The sequence below is a fragment of the Acinetobacter sp. YH16053 genome (assembly GCF_013417035.1).
Classification (GTDB): Bacteria; Pseudomonadota; Gammaproteobacteria; order Pseudomonadales; family Moraxellaceae; genus Acinetobacter; species Acinetobacter towneri.
The window spans coordinates 86,229-103,554 of the sequence record NZ_VPEP01000008.1 but is presented as its reverse complement, the minus strand read 5'-3'; the positions used below and the strand labels follow the sequence as shown (position 1 = coordinate 103,554).

Here is a 17,326-nt window from a genome sequence, read left to right as displayed (position 1 = left end):
ATTTGCTCTGCATGATGTAAATCATGCAGAGCACGTTTCGCTCGATGTTCTGGGTTATCAACGAGATCTAAAGCCCGATAATAGGTCGAAGCTGCAATCGGTAAAATTCTACAAATCGCTTCAACACTATATCGATCTTTATTGTTCTGGATAAAATCCACCATTATTTGTGTGGGCGGTCGAGCTCCGCCTGGGCGAAAAAAGCGGCTGCTTTACGTAGAATCTCATTGGCGCGTTGCAGTTCTTTATTTTCGCGTTCGAGTTGTTTGATACGTTCTTGGTCTGAAAGCTGCTGTACTTTAACTGGATTTTGTTTATCTAAATATTATTGATACCAAACACGAAGTGTTTCAGGAGTACAACCAATCTTAGGCGCAATTGCTGTGATCGCAGCCCAATTCGATGGATAATCTTTTTCGGATTCAATCAATAATTGAACCGCTCTATCTCTGATTTCAGGGGTGTATTTTACTTTTTTCATCGGGACATTCTCTCAAGAAAAGTGGTCTCCGACAAACCCAGTACGGTTCACAATCCAGTTCAGGCGGTGATCTATGACTTTCAGGATAGTCGTTCAGGCCAGCATGCTGAAGAGTTCTTGAAAGGCTGGCAGGGCTATCTAGTCTGTGATGATTACAGTGGTTATAAAGCACGTTTTAAATCAGGCCAGGTGATTGAGGTGGGGTGCATGGCCCATGCACGTCGTAAATTCCATGAACTGCATGTAACTGGGAAAAGTCAGGTCGCTGAACAGGCCTTAGTGCTGATTCAGAAACTGTATGCGATAGAAGCAAAACTCAGGAAAAAGACCGATGGTACAGCGGAAGACCGCCGCGAATACCGACAACAGCATAGTCAACCAGTGATGCAACAACTATATGAATGGCTCAACCAACATCATCTGACAGTGCCATCGAGTTCTCCCACCGCCAAGGCCATCAATTACACTCTGAAGCGTTGGCCAGCTTTAAGCCGCTATCTGGATGATGGCAATCTACCGATATGCAACAATTGGGTCGAGAATCAGATGCGTCCCTAGGCGTTGGGGCGCAAGACTGGCTGTTTGCAGGTTCGCTGCGCAGTTGTCAGCGAGCGGCAAACATCATGACGTTAATCCAGTCAGCAAAGCTGAATGGCTTGGATCCGTATGCCTATTTAAGTGATGTGCTGAAAAGGTTACCGACACACAAAGTGACCCAAATTGAAGAATTGCTGCCGCACTGCTGGAAACCTAAATCGAATTAAAAAATAGGTATGGGATTCAGCGGACGCTTACAAAGTTCTTAGCTATTTTTAAGTATAGAAAACCCGACCAGGGGAGATCGGGCTAAAAAAGAAACTACCGCACTAATTTCTGCAATAAATATAACTTAAATCACAAAAAAATAAAAATATGAGCATTCATTCACAGATCGGGCTAGTTGTCCTTCGGATCAAACCAATTTCGTTACACTCATTGTTTTGAGCATAGCAAATTCAGGCAATTACACAATTTAATTTACATTCTCCAATACTTAGTTGCGAACCACATTTAAGAAATATAAATGCCGCTCATATTGTTCCAAAATGTCTTGAAGTAAGTCTTCTTGTGTCCATTCCATCACATTGTAGTTTTTACCACCTTCTCGTAAAAACACTTCAGCAATATAAGACTGCTGAGTATCTTCATTTTGATCTTGAAGCATAAAGCTTGGAGGGAGAGTTTTACTTACAGCTACTTGGTAAATAAAATTAATTTCATCATGATGATTGACTTTGAATAGTAAGCCTTGATCACTTTCGACAATAGATACATTCAGTTGGCGACGTTGAAATTCACGCTTTAAATTCTGAAATGCTTGACGTACATCCTGTTTAATATAGGCTTTGACTTCGGATTCACTGTGAGGCGAATGCATAATTAAACTTAAACGCTGTTGCCAGCTTCTTGGATTATGTATAGCGCGTGGTGTGATTCGAGCACTTTGTAAAGCTTGCATCTTAGTCACATCTAAACGTAAGGCTTTGATGAGTCCGATGCACAATAGCAGCATAATAAAAGTGAACGGTAGGGCACTCATAATAACTGCAGACTGCAAAGCTTCTAAGCCACCTGCAATCAATAAAATAATAGAGAGCACAGCAATAGTTGCTGTCCAAAACAGTCGTTGCCACGCAGGAGAATGTTCTGTTTTTGCTGTTAAATAATCGGTGATTAAAGACCCAGAATCTGCAGAAGTCACAAAGAATAGAAAAACTAAAACCGTTGCAAGTAAGCTAGAAGCCCCAGAAAATGGCAAGTGCTTTAAAAACTCAAATAAGGCAACAGAAGAGTCTTTTTCTACAGCAGCAACTAAACCTCCCTGATTTTCAAAAAGAATACTAAATAGCGCGGCATTACCCATAAAACCCATCCATACCAAAGTGAAACCTGTGGGAATGAGTAATACCCCTACAATAAATTCACGGATGGTGCGTCCACGGGAGACACGAGCGATAAACATACCAACGAATGGCGACCATGAAATCCACCAAGCCCAATACATGATGGTCCATCCACCAATCCAGCCTGTAGGCTGATAAGCATACAGATTAAAGGTCATTGCAAATAAATTGGAAACGTATTGACCAATGTTCTGAATGGTGGTTTGTAAAATATAAATACTCGAACTGGCGAAAAATACAAATGCGAGCAGTATTACGGCCAAAATGATATTTAGTTCAGAAAGTCGTTTAATGCCCTTATCAAGACCAAGAAAAACTGAAAATGATGCGAGTGCACTGACTAAGATAATTAAGATAACTTGGGTTTGAATACTATTTTCAAAATCAAATAGATAATTTAGCCCAGAGCTAATTTGAGTTACACCAAAACCTAAAGTGGTTGCGATACCGAATATTGTGCCTATAGTTGCAAAAGTATCAATTCCATCGCCAATAGGGCCATAAATTCGCTTGCCAATAATTGGATATAAGCCTGAACGCACCTTTAAAGGTAAGTTATGTCTAAAAGAGAAATAAGCAAGACTTAATCCCACTAAAGCGTAAATAGCCCAGGCATGCAATCCCCAGTGGAAAAAAGTAATACGCATGGACTGTTGGGCAGATTGGATGGTTTCGGGTGTTCCAGTCGGTGGGCTAACATAGTGCATAACGGGTTCGGCCACACCAAAGAACATTAAGCCAATACCCATTCCTGCGGTAAATAACATGGCAAACCAAGAACTATTTTTATATTCAGGTTCGCTATGATCTGGACCTAATTTAATACGCCCCATTTTAGACAAGGCGATACAGGTAAGCGCGATCAGAAAAATGGCGACAGCAAGTACATAAAACCAACTAAATGAGGCTGTGATCCATTGGTTTAACTGATTGGTGAGCAAGTTAAAAGCATATGGTGTAAATATCACTAATGCTAAAAAAACAGAAATAATAATCACGGTGCTAAAAAATACATTTGGATTGACGTTATCAAACCAAGATGCTTTTTTGGAAGGCATAATTCCCCCGTATTTTGTCGTAGTTTGGTGCGTGTAGATAAAAGCAAAAATTTCACATTGAGTGAAAAGATAGGAAATCAATCCCTTGATGAGTGTGCTTGGTACAGAATTATCGGCAGAACAACTGATTTTTAATTATATCATTGGATTTACCTTTTAGTAAAACCTAGGGTGTAAAAATGCATTTCAGTATTTTATATACGGTAAATTTTTAGTTAGGAAAAGTGTGGCTAGTAAATCGATGGCTATTCATAGCTTATAAGGCTAATAATTCTCTAGCATAATCTGAAAAATCAACTAGCCTCACAGAGGCTTTGTTGCATAAATATGTAAGCATCTGATTTAAATAAATTTAATTTTGGATCAAAAAACAATCAAAACTTTAAAATCATATAATTATGAAATCTTTGTGCAACAAAGCCTTCGTAAACTAGAAAAAATCACAAAAAATTCATGATTGTACTGTTATTCTTTTAGTTAAATTAAAGTCGATAAAGCTTATTCACGCTTCATGATGATTAAAAACGAGAATAGTATGAATCAATTTTCTGAACAAGACGTATCCAGAATTATAGAAATGGCTTGGGAAGATCGAACTCCTTTTGAAGCTATTTTATGTGAGTATGGTTTAAATGAAGCGGCGGTGATCAGCTTGATGCGGCAAAATATGAAAGCATCGAGTTTTAAAATGTGGCGTGAACGCGTCACCGGCCGAAAAACCAAACATCTGCAACTGCGTTCACCCGACGTGATACGGGCCTATTGTTCACGGCAATACAAGCGTTTCTAAGCGTTTGACTTTGACCGTTGTCTGGACTCACGTTTACATCGTTCAGAACAGTATCTGACTTCCTCCCAGCAGCGTTGCCATTTTTTGCGCCAAGTAAAAGGACGCAAACAGTGCATACAGATTTTTTCAGGAAGATGCTGTTTTTTCATGGTTTATAACTCATCAATCCGGCTAAGAAGTTGCTGGGCATGGCTGATGATCTGCGGCCGATCTTTAAGCTTGTCCAGCTGTCGATAGATCATGCCCATACGTGGATGAGTACGGAATGTCGCTTCATGCCGGATCATGAAATACCAGTACAGGCTGTTGAAAGGACAGCTGTCTGGTTCGGTACGGGTTTTGACATTGTAGCTACAGTGCTTACAGTAATCCGACATCTTATGGATGTAATTGCCCGAAGCGGCATAGGGTTTGCTGGCCATCAAGCCACCATCGGCATGCATTACCATGCCCAAGGTGTTCGGTAGTTCTACCCATTCATAGGCATCGGCATAGACTGCCAAATACCACTCGCTGATCTGCTGCGGGTCTACACCAGTTAATAAGGCAAAATTTCCAGTCACCATCAAACGCTGGATATGATGTGCATAGGCATGCTGAAAAGTATTACGGAAACACTCAGCCATACAGTTCATCCGAGTACGTCTAGTCCAGTAAAATTGTGGCAATGGTGCTGAGTGCTGCAGTGCATTGCGGCTGGCATATTCTGGCATGTACAGCCAGTAAATTCCGCGAACATATTCGCGCCAGCCTAGAATCTGTCGGATAAAACCTTCCACTGCATTCAGTGGTGCATGACCGTCATAGTAGGCAGCTTCTGCCGCATCACAGACTTCTTTGGGCAGTAACAGACCACAATTTAGATAAGGCGAGAGCAGGCTGTGAAACAGCATGTCTGCACCCTGAACCATGGCATCCTGATAATCTCCAAAATGCGGCAAACTGTGGGTAATGAAATGCTCCAGTGCAAGCAGAGCATTGCTACGTGTGGTGGCCCAGCGGAAGTTGTCAAGGCTGCCAGCGTGAAGCGGAAACTCGCGCTCAACCATTTGCATTACATCCAGATCAATCTGATCGCGTTCAAAATGAAGTGTTGGAGGCAATGGTGGAGTGCCTGACCATGTCTTGCGATTGGCGCTGTCATAGTTCCACTGTTGTCCAAGCGGCTGCTGTCTCTGCATCAAATAACCAGTCTGTTTACGCATTTCCCGGTAAAAATATTCCATGCGCAACGTCTGGTAGCGGCTGGCCCAGTGCCGGAACTGCTCCGGGCTACAGAAAAAACGATCGTCATCCAGACACTGTACCGGCAGTTGCAGCTGCTGGCTCCAGTGCTTTTCAATCTGCTGCTGCAGGCGGTATTCCCCGCATCGGGTCATTACCAATTCTGTGACGGGGAACAGCAGTTGCTGTGCCTGTACGAAATCCAGCAGGCTACGAATCGGACTGCCGTACTGAAAAGCATGGTAACGTACACGCCAGCCTTCCGCTTTGAGCTCTTTGGCAAAATGCCGCATTGCGCTAAAAATCAGGGCAATTTTCTGCGGATGATGGGCGACATAAGTCGCTTCCTCAACCACTTCGGCCATCAGGATCACATCCCGGGTACGGTCCAGCGCTTTAAGCGTAGCGAGCTGATGATGAAGCTGGTCACCTAAAATTAAACCGAAACGCATAGCCCTTCCAGACCCGATCAAAGATAGTCTAGTGTAAAGCCAGACAGTTCAATTTTTTGTGAAAACACAGATCAGTCCGCATGTTCAGTAAATTCAACCCGACCAGATGATCTGCTGACATTGCACATGAATCATGATTGCTACAATAACAGAGTGTTCATCTCTATAATGCTACAGCCAGTTAATGAAACTCGCTTCGCATTATTCCTGAAGACATAATTGTTGTGAAAATTATGTGATTTTAATCAAAAAGATACAAATTATTATGGTTGTAATTCAGGCAGCGTGCGCTTAGTATCTAAAGAGAAGTTACTCTATGTAAGCTTCCTTAGTTTTGTCCCATACACCCCCATGTATGGGATTTTTTTAATCAGTGGATGTCATGAGTATGCATTCAAAAGCGTATATTTTTAGACAGCAGCAATTACTGGTGGATGAGCATTTTCAGTTGCCGCAGGTAGAAAAACTGCAGCACGACTTGGATCTGTCGGAAAATGGCCAAGTCATTGCACGGGATCTAAAAGAAAATGAATTAGTACCTGAAGGCTATCAACTAGTCCCGATCCGGCAATTGGTGCAGGTCTGGAGCAGGCCACAGTTTGAACAAGCCAGTCGCGCTGTGCAGTTGCTAGAGTGGCGCCGTAATCACCGCTTTTGCAGTAAATGTGGCCACCCGACCCAGCAGCACGTCAGTCACTATGCTATGGTCTGCCCATCCTGTGGTTATAACCAGTATCCGCGTGTGAATCCTTGTGTGATCACTATCATTACCCGAGGTACAGATGAAATTCTGCTGGCAAAAAATGCTCGTAACAAAACCCAGATGTACAGCCTGATTGCCGGATTTGTCGAAGTGGGCGAAACCCTGGAGGAGGCGGTACGCCGTGAGACGATGGAAGAAGTGGGACTACAAATCAAAAATATTCAATATCTAGCCAGTCAGCCGTGGCCGTTTCCCAGCAATTTGATGATGGCCTTCAGGGCAGAATATCATGCAGGCGAGATTCAGATTCAGGAAAATGAACTCAGCGATGCGCAGTTTTTTAAGTTTGATCAGTTACCCGAGATTCCGTTCAAGGGCAGTATCGCCTATGCCATGATTCAGCATGTGATGCATGGCACACCTGTTGCCGATGACAGCAAAGAATGGCTTTGAATTAACTAGTCTGGTTTGACTGCTTAAATTAAGAAAAGAATCAGGAGGTTTATTTTCGATCGGTGTAATTCCCGAGAACCTGAATTTTCTAATGTTGAAGACTTAATTATTTTTTAGCGGATAAACGAATGGCATCTCAACAAAAACTGAATCGCAGCATCTAATCTTCACGCTTTGTTCACATCCAGCTGGGTTATGCTAATCCTGAAATTAAACAAGGCTTAAAAATGAAGATGCTATTCAAGTCGGTTTTCGCAGTTACAGCGCTGGCCATCATCAGCTTAAGCTTTACTGCCCGAGCTGAAACGGTTGCCCCTCAGGCAGTCTATCAGGTGGATATCTGGCAGTATGCGGGTAAATGGTATGAAATTGCGCATTTACCGATGTATTTTCAGCGTAAATGTGTCTCGGATATCTCGGCACAATACACTGTCAATGCCGATCAGACCATGGGCGTCTTAAATAGCTGCCGGATTGAAAATGGTGAAATGATCAGCTCTGAAGGGGTAGCCTATCCGCAAAATCAGGGCAACAGCAAACTGAAGGTCAGCTTTTTGCCGCCAGGTTTAAGATGGATTCCGTTTACCAAAGGGCATTACTGGGTATTACGCGTGGATCCAGAATATAAAGTGGCGCTGGTCGGTGGACCGAGTACCAAATACCTGTGGATTTTATCGCGCGAACCGCAACTGGATGAAGCCACCTATGAGTCCTATCTGGATACAGCAAAATATTATGGTTATGACATCACAAAACTGATCAAATTGCCGCATTAATCTGTTACCCTTTTGCCGAACTCATTAGTCTCTCTACAGTTCGGCTTTTTTTTATTTCACTTCACATAAAATTCATATCTGACTGATTAGACTCATCAAATAGAATAAAGACAACCGCTTAAAAGTAGGATGAGTCCATGTTGAAAAGCCTGATGCGATGGATAGACAGCTGGTCCATACACACATCGCCTGAAACGCTGACCGCTGAAAATAGTAAAATTCAGTGGTTCAGAATTTTACCCTTTATTCTACTGCATCTGGCCTGTCTGGCAGTATTCTGGGTGGGGGTATCGTGGTTTGCACTGGGTTTCATGCTCGCATTCTACCTAATCCGCATGTTTTCCATTACGGCCTTTTTTCATCGCTATCTGTCACATAAAACTTTTCAGACTTCGCGTCCGGTGCAATTCCTGTTTGTGTTAATTGGAACTATGAGTGCACAGCGTGGTCCGCTATGGTGGGCGGCCCATCACCGTTATCACCACCGCTATACCGATACACTACAAGATCCACACTCCTCAACACATGGTTTTTGGTACAGCCATGTCGGCTGGTTTTTAAATGAATATAATTTTGCCACGCGTAAAGAAGTGATCAAGGACTGGCTGAAATATCCGGAACTGATCTGGCTGGACCGCTTCAGTTTAATTGTGGTGCTGCTGACCGCGGGAGGAATTTATGCACTCGGGGAGTGGGTGGCCATCACCTGGCCGCAATTTGGTACATCAGGCCTGCAATTGCTAGTCTGGGGCTTTGTGGTCTCCACCGTGTTACTGATCCATGCCACTTTGTGTATTAACTCACTGGCGCATCATTACGGCAGCCGTGATTTTGACACTGAAGATCACAGCCGCAACAACTTATTCCTGTCGATCATTACCTTAGGCGAGGGCTGGCACAACAATCACCATTATTATGCCGGCAGTACCCGGCAGGGTTTTTACTGGTGGCAGATTGATGTGACCTATTACCTGCTGAAACTCATGTCTTTGTTCGGGCTGGTCTGGGGACTCAAGCCGATTCCGGCACGGGTCTACGACGTCAGTAAAATTGCCCAAGCTCGAAAACAGAAAAAAGCTGCCAAGAAGGGCACTCCGACTATTCATTCAAAGGAATCACCATGAAAATTGCAATTATTGGTTCAGGTATTTCTGGTCTGTACGCTGCCTGGAAACTCAGCAAAGCGCATGAAGTCACAGTCTTTGAAAAGAATAACTACTTTGGTGGTCATACCGATACCCATCAGCTGAATATCGATGGTGAACAGGTTGCGGTAGACAGTGGCTTTATTGTCTTTAATGAGCATAACTATCCGCTGTTCTGCGCCATGCTAAAAGAACTTGGGATTCAATCGCAAAGCAGTGACATGGGCTTTTCGGTGAATAATCAGGTCAGTGGCTTACAGTACAATCCTTCAAAAAAATTCTCGTTATTGTTCCGACCTCAAAACTTTTTTAATGCAGATTTTCGCGCGATGTTGTCGGATCTGTTCCGCTTCTATGCCGCCAATAAAGATCTGGATGTGGAGCATGTCGATGCACAGCTCAGTATTGATGAGTATTTAAATCAACATGGTTATAGCGATGCCTTCCGTCATGAACATCTCTATCCGATGTGTGGAGCGCTGTGGTCCTGCCCGGTGGAACAGGCCGGACAGATTCCGTATAAGTTTGTGGTGAGCTTTTTCCAGCATCATCGCATGTTGCAGCTCAAAGACCGTCCTTTATGGCTGACGGTCAAGGGTGGGTCAGCTCGCTACGTTCGTGCCATTCAAGCCCAGTGCAATATCACCTTCCGTAAAACTGCTGTGCATCAGGTGTCTCGCAGCGCCAATGATGTACTGATTGAAACCCAACAAGGTAGCGAGCGTTTTGACTGGGTGATTTTCGCCAACCACGCCGATGACAGCCTGGAACTGCTGAAAGACCCGACCGCGCAGGAGCTGGACGTGCTAGGCAAGTTCCGCTATCAGGATAACCGCATGGTGGTACATTCCGATACCTCTATCATGCCCAAATCCCGTCGCCAGTGGGCCAGCTGGCATGTACACGTCACGCCGACTCAGGCCACTGAACAGACGCCATTCCAGCACAGTGGCACACATTATGGCTTTAGCTACTGGATGAACCAGTTGCAGAACCTGAACTGCAAAACCCAAGTCTTTGCCACCCTGAATCCTAATTTTGCCCTGAATCCGAAAAAAGTCTGGGTAGAACGACATTACCGTCATCCAGTGTTTGATGCCCCGGCGATTGAAGCACAGCAACGCTGGGTCGAGGTCAACGGCCAAAACCGCACTTCATACTGTGGTGCTTACTGGGGCTGGGGCTTTCATGAGGATGGGGCGCGTAGCGCATCATGGGTAGTCGATCAGCTATTGAAACAGGCCGAACAGGCCGCCTAGGAGCACATGATGCAGATGTATCCACTGGCGATTGCCTCTGCCGAAATCCGGCACCGACGTTATTTGCCCAAAGCCCATGCTTTTGAGACCCAGCTAACCTATCTATGGTTTGATCCGGATCAGCTCGCGACCTTTACCGGTAAATCCTGGCTCTGGTCTTCCAGCCGCTGGAATTTTCTGACCCTGGATGAGCGCGATTTTCTGAGCATGGAATGTGGTTCAATCCGGCAGAAAGTTGCACGCCTGCTAATCAAGCGGGAAAACTATCTGTTACCGCATGCCGCTTCCATCCGGGTGCTGGCCTTGCCGCGCACACTGGGTTTCCGTTTCAATTCCGTAGTGTTTTATCTGGTCTTTAGTGCCACCGACCAGTTGCTCTTTGTGCTGAGTGAAATCACCAACACACCGTGGAATGAACGACAGGTCTACATTCACGACTGCCGGAACAATGCAGACGAACATGCGCCGTACCAGAGTCACCAGTTTGACTTTAAAAAGGCCTTTCATGTGTCGCCGTTCATGCCGATGGGGCTGGATTATCGCTGGCGCTTCAGCTTTTCGGATCGGCAGAACGTGATTCATATGCAGCTGTTTGAGCAGGGAATCTTGCAATTCGATGCCACCCTGAAATTTTCCTTGCAGGCCATCACGGTTCCTTCACAGCAGCATCGCTATGCTGTAATGAAAGTTCTTGAACCCTTCAGGATGGTCAGCGGAATTTATCTGCACGCCTTTCGTTTATGGAAAAAGAAAGTTCCATTTTACCGACATCCTAAAAAAGAAAAAGGAAACACATTGCGATGAAGACACTATTCATGGGAGAGCAAAGCACACTGCCGGTGGTACTGCGCCACCTGCTGAAATTACGCCATGGTCAGCTGATTTTTAAAGGCGTCTGGAACGGGGCTGTCGGGGAAAATAGCGATTTACAGGCGGTGATACAGGTGCATGATGTTCGTCTGATGGATCTGCTGTTCCGTAATGGTGTACTGGGTGCTGCCGAAGGTTTTATCCGTGGCTACTGGAGCAGTGAAGATCTGGTCGATGTGATCCGCATTTTGGCACGTAACCGCGATGTGCTGGACCAGATGAATCAGAATGCAGTGGCCAAAGCCAGCCAGTTACTGTTAAAGGTCTGGTATAAATCGCGCAAGAATTCGATTGATGGCAGCCGCAAAAATATTGCCGAGCATTATGACCTGAGCAATGACTTTTTCAAGCTGTTCCTAGATTCCAGCATGATGTATTCCAGTGCGGTGTTTAAAGAGCCGGGCATGACCCTGGAACAGGCTTCGGATTATAAAAAAGAACTGATTTGCCAGAAACTGCAACTCAAACCGATGGATCATTTGGTTGAAATTGGCAGCGGCTGGGGCGGTTTTGCCATTTATGCGGCTCAGCATTATGGCTGTAGGGTGACTACCATTACCATTTCCAAAGCTCAGTACGATGAAGCACTCGCCCGAGTTGCTGAAGCAGGGCTGTCTCATCGGGTGTCTGTACAGCTTCAGGACTACCGTTTACTCGAGGGTAAATACGACAAATTGGTGTCCATTGAAATGATTGAAGCAGTTGGTGAGCAATATTTATCAACTTATTTCCGAAAATGCCGCGAGCTCCTCAAGCCGAATGGTCTGGCCTTGATACAGGCGATTACGATTGAAGATGCACGCTATATTAAAGCTTTAAATACGGTGGATTACATCAAGCGTTATATTTTCCCCGGTAGTTTTATTCCATGTATCAGTGTTATGACGCAAACGGCTTCTGAGCAAAAACTTCGTCTCAAACATCTGGAAGATATTGGTCAAAGCTATGCACAAACCCTGAAGTGTTGGCGTCAGCGTTTCTTGCAGCAGCATGATCAGGTACTTGGGCTTGGCTTTGATGAGCGTTTTATCCGCATGTGGGATTTTTATCTGTGTTATTGCGAAGGTGGCTTCCGCGAAGGCGTGATCAGTGATGTACATCTGCTGTTCGAAGCCAGTGCCTACTAAGCCAAGATAAAGCAGGAGGGCTGACATGCTGCTGAATTTACTGGTGCTGAATGTCTTCATTATGCTGTGTAGCTGGCTGCTGGTGACCTATAACCAGCGTGCCGGACTGGTCGATGTAGCGTGGAGTTTCAGTATTGCACTCAATGTGATTATTGCCGCTTGGGCGATTGACAGTGCACCGATGTTGGTTCGCTTATTTCTGGGACTGGCGAGTGGGATCTGGTTTTCACGGCTGACTTGGCATCTGTTACGGCGCTATGCCAGTGAAACCCAAGAAGACACGCGTTATGCCAACATGCGCCGAGCGATGGGGGAGTATCAGCATCTTGGTTTTCTGGTGTTTTTTATATTTCAGGCAGGATTGGCTCTACTGTTTTCTTACCCAATGCTGAAGCTGTTAAGTATCTCGACCGAGCAATGGAATGACTGGACTTTGGTCACTGTGATTGTGGCGGGCATGATCATGCTATCCGCTTTGATAGGCGAAAGCACTGCCGATCAGCAACTTTACCGTTTTAAGCTAGATCCACAGAATCAAGGTAAAACCATGGATCAGGGTTTGTGGAAATATTCGCGCCATCCCAATTATTTCTTTGAATGGCTGCACTGGTTTGCCTATCCGGTCCTTGGTCTGGCAGCAGGTGCCTATGGATTATGGATTTATCCGCTGCTGATGTGGCTGTTTCTGTACTACATCACCGGGATTCCCTTTAGTGAACAACAGGCGCTGGCACATCGCGGCGACAACTATAAAGACTATCAACGACGAACTTCAATGTTTATTCCGTGGCCACCCAAACAGTAGGTAAATACATGGACTTTATGATTCAACAATCTTTAAAACTGGTCGAAAGCGGCAAGCTGCCCGATTCGGTCATTCGCGCCGGCATTCGCAGCCTAAGCAAAAAACGTCTGGCACAGGAAGGACGCTTTGACCCGGCACTGGCAGCCCGGCGCTATATGGATGTGCTGCATATGCTGAAAAACAGCGAGATTGCCATCGAGACCGACAAGGCCAATGAACAGCACTATGAACTGCCCACCGCATTTTTCCAGGCAGTACTGGGCAAGCGTCTGAAATACAGTGCCAGCCTGTTTGAACATACTCATACCACGCTGGATCAGGCGGAAGAAGCGGCACTGGCCAGCTATTGCCAGCGTGCACAGTTAAAAGATGGACAGGATATTCTGGAAATTGGCTGTGGCTGGGGATCTTTGAGTCTGTATATGGCCGAGCATTATCCCAAGGCCCGTATCACGGTGGTGTCGAATTCCTCGACCCAGCGCCAGTATATTCAGGAACAGGCGCGTCTGAAAAAACTGCAGAACCTGACGGTGATCACCTGCGACGTCAATGTGCTGCAACTGGAACCCGCGTCCTTTGACCGCGTGGTTTCGGTGGAAATGTTTGAACACGTACGTAATTACCAGAAACTGTTTGAAAATATCAGCAGCTGGCTGAAAGCGGATGGTCTGCTCTGGTGCCATATTTTCTGTCACCGTTTCCTGCATTATCCGTTTGAAGTGAAAAATGAATTCGACTGGATGTCGAAATATTTCTTTAGTGGCGGACTGATGCCGGCAGCGTCGACCTTTCTACATTTCCAGCAGCATTTGCAATTAGAGCAGCACTGGCAATGGGCGGGTACGCAGTATGAACGTACCGCAAATGCTTGGCTAGAAAATATGGATGCTAAACAGGCCGAGCTAAAGCCCTTGTTTGAAATAACTTATGGCGCGGATGCCGCAATCTGGTGGCAACGCTGGCGAATTTTCTTTATGGCCTGTGCCGAGCTGTTCGGTTATGAGCATGGACGCGAGTGGGTGATCGGTCACTTTCTGTTTAAAAAGAAAACCGTATAATTGAATGGCGAATCGGATGGGGTAGCGGGGAATGCACCAATGTTAAAGCTGTTCAGGGACAAACACGATCATCCTCTGGGTGAGGTGTTTAACCGCTATTACTGGCTGCAAATCGGATTCATTGCCTTGTCTGTGGTGATTGGGATTGGCTTCAGTGCCTGGGTGATTAAAGGTTCCCTGCTCAGAACTGCGCTAGAACAGGAAATGTCACACTACTGGCAGCGGCTGGAACGTAATCCGGCTGCTGAACTGCCCGACACCAAAAACTTGTATGGTTATCGCTGGAGTGATGTACCGCCAGTCCAATTTCGCCACATACAGCTTGAGCAAGGGGTGAATCGGCATTTTGTCGATGGCAAGGAGCGCATGACCGTTTATGGTGAAAAAGACGGGCAGCATGTGCTGTTGGTGTTTGGCGAAAGCAACGTCAACAAGCTGGTGTGGCTGTTTGGTCTGGCACCGCTGATGGTCAGCCTGTTTGTGCTATATAGTGTGCTGTGGTGGTGGAACCGTCGGGCCCGACGTTATTTTTCCCCGATTACCCGGTTGGCCAATGCGCTGGAACATATCGACTGGGAACATCAGAAAAATCAGGCTTCGCCTTTTCAGGACATCCGCACCGACTCCAATCTGGAAGCTGAATACCTCAAGCAGGCGCTGGAAAAATATCATCAGGTATTAAGCGAATTTATTCAGCGTGAGCGTGAATTTACCGGAGATGTTAGCCATGAGCTGCGCACGCCACTGACCATTTTAAAAGGCAATGTGCAGCTGTGTCAGGCACGCTATGGCGACAACAAGTCCTTTACCCGCCTGCATAACACCATTGAAGACATGCAGCTGCTGGTCGATACCTTGCTGGCCATTGCCCGCAATACCACCAATACTTTAACTGCTGAACCGACCATGCTTTCAGAATGTCTGGACAATCTGGTGCAGGATCTAGAGAGTGTCAGTCATAACAAAGGCATGCAGATTGACCTGCAAAAAGACCTCGATGAACAGCCGCGTAAACTTTATCCATCCATGACCAAAATGGTGTTTGGCAATATTCTGCGCAATGCGCTGAACTATTCACAGGGCACAGAAATTGATGTGATTCTGGAAAAAAATAAAGTGCTGATTGCTGACAATGGGGTCGGCATGCCTTTACCTAACAATTCTAAAGTTCAGGAACTGTCTGGTCAGCAGCTAAAACTGGAAATCAAAGGGCATGGCATTGGATTACAATTGGTGCAAAAGCTATGCAAACAGCTAGGTTGGCGTGTGGAGCTGTTTGACAGGCAATATTATCTTGACACTCATCAGAATGTTGAATTAGCAATCACCACTGGACTGATTGTCGTTGTGTACCTAAATTAGGCTTCATCTTCGAAAGCAATCTTTAAACCAATCCCAGATATGGTGTGAATCAGCTTATGTTCAAAGGGTTTATCGACCATTTTGCGTAAATTATAGATATGACTGCGCAGAGCATCACTTTCTGGCTCTTCATCACCCCAAAGCTCCATCATAATTTCCTGTTTGGTCAGTACTTTAGGAGAATGACGCATCAGTAGCTTCAAAAGTTTAAACTGAATCGGAGGCAATTCAATGTTCTGCCCAGCTCGAGTTAGCTGTTGTGTTGCTGGGTCCAAAATTAGGTCATGAATTTGCAGACGACTGCTAGATACTTCACCCAGGGAACGTTTGATCAGGGCCTTGACCCGAACCACTAGCTCGTTAAAGTCAAAGGGCTTGACCAGATAATCATCCGTGCCGGAATTGAAGCCTTTAAGTTTGTCATCCAAGGTATCCCGAGCGGTAAGCATCAAGACAGGTAAGTCCAACCCCTCTTCATTGCGTAACCACTCGCACAATTCATAACCAGAACCATCAGGCAAATTAATGTCTAGTAGCAAGATATGGTAGCGTTGCTGTTTCAGTAATTGTCTAGCAGCACTCAGATTGCGGGCGTGATCGACCACAAAGCCATGTTCTTCAAGAAACTCGCATAGGGTAGAGGCCAGTTCATAATGGTCTTCAACCATCAGGATAAAATGTTTCGACATAGCGGCAGACACTAATTTAATAATTGCTGTTTTAATTTAGCACTAAATGGCTGGGGACCAAGCCATATATTAAAATATTGCTGGGCTAGCGGATGCTGCAGCTGCCCTAAATTTTTCCGGTTGAGGGATAAACTTAGGGTTTGCGTGGCATGGCTGTATTTCAAGCGGTACAGATCACCTGATCTGACCGGACGATACAAATCGGTGATTGGGTTGAATAGAGCATGTATTTTTGCGTCTTTAACATTACGTTTCAGTAAATGTGTGGCCGCACGCTTAAATGCCCATTCCGGAATATTCTGGGTATAGGAAAAGTCCATCTGTATATTTTGTTTTTCCCAGGACTGGCTACAGTTTTGGGCAAAATAACTGGCCATACCGACCTGTTTTTGACCCACCATCAGCGGACCATTGCCGCATTGATTCAGGCTTTGTGCCTGTGCCCATGGACAGAAGCTACATCCCATCACTAACGCTGTACTAATCGCTATTTTTTGAAAGGCAGTAGCCATGAGTAGACCCCTCCAACATAAGGCAGGGAACGGTACAGGCCATTCGCAGGGTCCCAGAAATCCTGCTGGAAAATAATCTTGTTGTTTTCGTTGATCTTGATTTCACTGATACCGTAAGAGTCCATACTGCGGGTCGTGCCGAACAATTTAAAATCATAGGCCATATGCCAGTGCACATAGGCAGAGTCCTGATGATAAGAAGCGTTTAACAGCTTGACGCTGACCTTGCTGACCCGTTTGTTCATGCCTTGAAAGTGCTCGAGTAGATTTTGACGGGATGAAAATTGCGATAGCGTATCGTTAATAAACAGCTGGTCGGCATACAGTGCTCCAGCATTTTCAACGAATTCAGGTGTGCCCAAGGTATTAAAGGCTGAGGTAAAGCGGAGGCCGATATCCTGAGCTTTAGCCTGATCCAGCGCTATCCCCTGAATACCATTTCTGGATTGGGCGTAATCGGTTGAATAACTGGGGATACTTTTACATCCGGCTAACAACAGAAGCGGCAAGGATAAGGCTGTAGCAATTAGTGTTTTTACAAGTCTCATCATCAGTGTCCGTATGAAGTGTATGTTTATACCTTAGGCAGCACAGCGTGAATAGAATGTGAAATAGACGT

At 45.4% G+C, this 17,326-nt stretch carries 16 protein-coding genes, 2 pseudogenes and 1 other annotated feature; of the genes and pseudogenes, 11 read left to right on the top strand and 7 right to left on the bottom strand.

From position 1 onward, the window contains the following. Positions 1 to 481: pseudogene (locus FTV43_RS08630) on the bottom strand (transposase); the annotation flags it as partial. Further along, positions 89 to 206, bottom strand: a sequence feature (AL1L pseudoknot). Its footprint overlaps the pseudogene before it by 118 nt. A gap of 39 nt (positions 482 to 520) precedes the next feature. Between FTV43_RS08630 and FTV43_RS08625 the strand changes: the two are divergent. Beyond that, positions 521 to 1,245, top strand: a pseudogene (locus FTV43_RS08625) (IS66 family transposase); the annotation flags it as partial. 269 nt (positions 1,246 to 1,514) lie between these two features. On the opposite strand, the gene FTV43_RS08620 reads toward FTV43_RS08625, so the two are convergent. Continuing rightward, complete coding sequence (locus tag FTV43_RS08620) at positions 1,515 to 3,482, bottom strand: BCCT family transporter (protein WP_096901225.1); 1,968 nt, start codon at positions 3,480 to 3,482, stop codon at positions 1,515 to 1,517. A 535-nt stretch (positions 3,483 to 4,017) separates the two neighbouring features. On the opposite strand from FTV43_RS08620, the gene FTV43_RS08615 reads away from it, so the two are divergent. Further along, on the top strand, positions 4,018 to 4,272 hold the full coding sequence (locus tag FTV43_RS08615) for a TIGR03643 family protein (RefSeq protein ID WP_096901224.1): 255 nt from the start codon (positions 4,018 to 4,020) through the stop codon (positions 4,270 to 4,272). Here the strand turns inward: FTV43_RS08615 and FTV43_RS08610 are convergent. Together FTV43_RS08610 and FTV43_RS08605 are read right to left on the bottom strand one after the other, a co-directional pair. Further along, positions 4,269 to 4,421: a DUF2256 domain-containing protein gene (locus tag FTV43_RS08610; RefSeq protein WP_076755130.1), complete on the bottom strand. Its 153-nt coding sequence runs from the start codon at positions 4,419 to 4,421 to the stop codon at positions 4,269 to 4,271. The two genes, FTV43_RS08615 and FTV43_RS08610, sit on opposite strands and share 4 nt — an antisense overlap. A gap of 3 nt (positions 4,422 to 4,424) precedes the next feature. Continuing rightward, positions 4,425 to 5,948, bottom strand: a complete 1,524-nt coding sequence (locus FTV43_RS08605; RefSeq protein WP_179995335.1) for a cryptochrome/photolyase family protein — start codon at positions 5,946 to 5,948, stop codon at positions 4,425 to 4,427. A 382-nt stretch (positions 5,949 to 6,330) separates the two neighbouring features. Between FTV43_RS08605 and nudC the strand changes: the two genes are divergently transcribed. The 9 genes from nudC (at position 6,331) to FTV43_RS08560 (ending at position 15,506) form a co-directional block, all read left to right on the top strand. After that, entirely contained in the window at positions 6,331 to 7,104 is a 774-nt protein-coding gene (gene nudC / locus FTV43_RS08600) for an NAD(+) diphosphatase (RefSeq protein ID WP_179995334.1), read from the top strand. A gap of 227 nt (positions 7,105 to 7,331) precedes the next feature. Next, on the top strand, positions 7,332 to 7,880 hold the full coding sequence (locus FTV43_RS08595; RefSeq protein ID WP_179995333.1) for a lipocalin family protein: 549 nt from the start codon (positions 7,332 to 7,334) through the stop codon (positions 7,878 to 7,880). Between the two features lie 137 nt (positions 7,881 to 8,017). Beyond that, on the top strand, positions 8,018 to 9,004 hold the full coding sequence (locus tag FTV43_RS08590; RefSeq protein ID WP_179995332.1) for an acyl-CoA desaturase: 987 nt from the start codon (positions 8,018 to 8,020) through the stop codon (positions 9,002 to 9,004). Continuing rightward, complete coding sequence (locus FTV43_RS08585) at positions 9,001 to 10,284, top strand: NAD(P)/FAD-dependent oxidoreductase (protein ID WP_179995331.1); 1,284 nt, start codon at positions 9,001 to 9,003, stop codon at positions 10,282 to 10,284. The genes FTV43_RS08590 and FTV43_RS08585 overlap by 4 nt, the downstream gene beginning before the upstream one ends. A 9-nt stretch (positions 10,285 to 10,293) precedes the next feature. After that, on the top strand, positions 10,294 to 11,088 hold the full coding sequence (locus FTV43_RS08580) for a DUF1365 domain-containing protein (protein ID WP_179995341.1): 795 nt from the start codon (positions 10,294 to 10,296) through the stop codon (positions 11,086 to 11,088). After that, positions 11,085 to 12,281: a cyclopropane-fatty-acyl-phospholipid synthase family protein gene (locus tag FTV43_RS08575; RefSeq protein WP_179995330.1), complete on the top strand. Its 1,197-nt coding sequence runs from the start codon at positions 11,085 to 11,087 to the stop codon at positions 12,279 to 12,281. The genes FTV43_RS08580 and FTV43_RS08575 overlap by 4 nt, the downstream gene beginning before the upstream one ends. Positions 12,282 to 12,306: 25 nt before the next feature. Next, entirely contained in the window at positions 12,307 to 13,086 is a 780-nt protein-coding gene (locus tag FTV43_RS08570) for a DUF1295 domain-containing protein (protein ID WP_179995329.1), read from the top strand. Positions 13,087 to 13,094: 8 nt separating this feature from the next. Beyond that, a complete protein-coding gene (locus FTV43_RS08565; protein WP_179995328.1) occupies positions 13,095 to 14,144 on the top strand; it encodes a cyclopropane-fatty-acyl-phospholipid synthase family protein in 1,050 nt (349 codons plus the stop codon). A gap of 48 nt (positions 14,145 to 14,192) precedes the next feature. Beyond that, positions 14,193 to 15,506, top strand: coding sequence for a HAMP domain-containing sensor histidine kinase (locus FTV43_RS08560; protein ID WP_218950794.1), 1,314 nt, complete (start codon positions 14,193 to 14,195; stop codon positions 15,504 to 15,506). On the opposite strand, the gene FTV43_RS08555 is transcribed toward FTV43_RS08560, so the two are convergent. Genes FTV43_RS08555 through FTV43_RS08545 form a run of 3 tightly spaced genes read right to left on the bottom strand, consistent with a single transcriptional unit; the run spans position 15,503 to position 17,255 of the window. Continuing rightward, on the bottom strand, positions 15,503 to 16,195 hold the full coding sequence (locus FTV43_RS08555) for a response regulator transcription factor (RefSeq protein ID WP_179995326.1): 693 nt from the start codon (positions 16,193 to 16,195) through the stop codon (positions 15,503 to 15,505). The genes FTV43_RS08560 and FTV43_RS08555 overlap by 4 nt on opposite strands. A gap of 11 nt (positions 16,196 to 16,206) precedes the next feature. Continuing rightward, positions 16,207 to 16,707: a chalcone isomerase family protein gene (locus tag FTV43_RS08550; RefSeq protein ID WP_179995325.1), complete on the bottom strand. Its 501-nt coding sequence runs from the start codon at positions 16,705 to 16,707 to the stop codon at positions 16,207 to 16,209. Further along, a complete protein-coding gene (locus tag FTV43_RS08545) occupies positions 16,683 to 17,255 on the bottom strand; it encodes a nuclear transport factor 2 family protein (protein ID WP_179995340.1) in 573 nt (190 codons plus the stop codon). Before FTV43_RS08545 ends, FTV43_RS08550 begins: the two co-directional genes overlap by 25 nt. Positions 17,256 to 17,326: the final 71 nt, after the last annotated feature.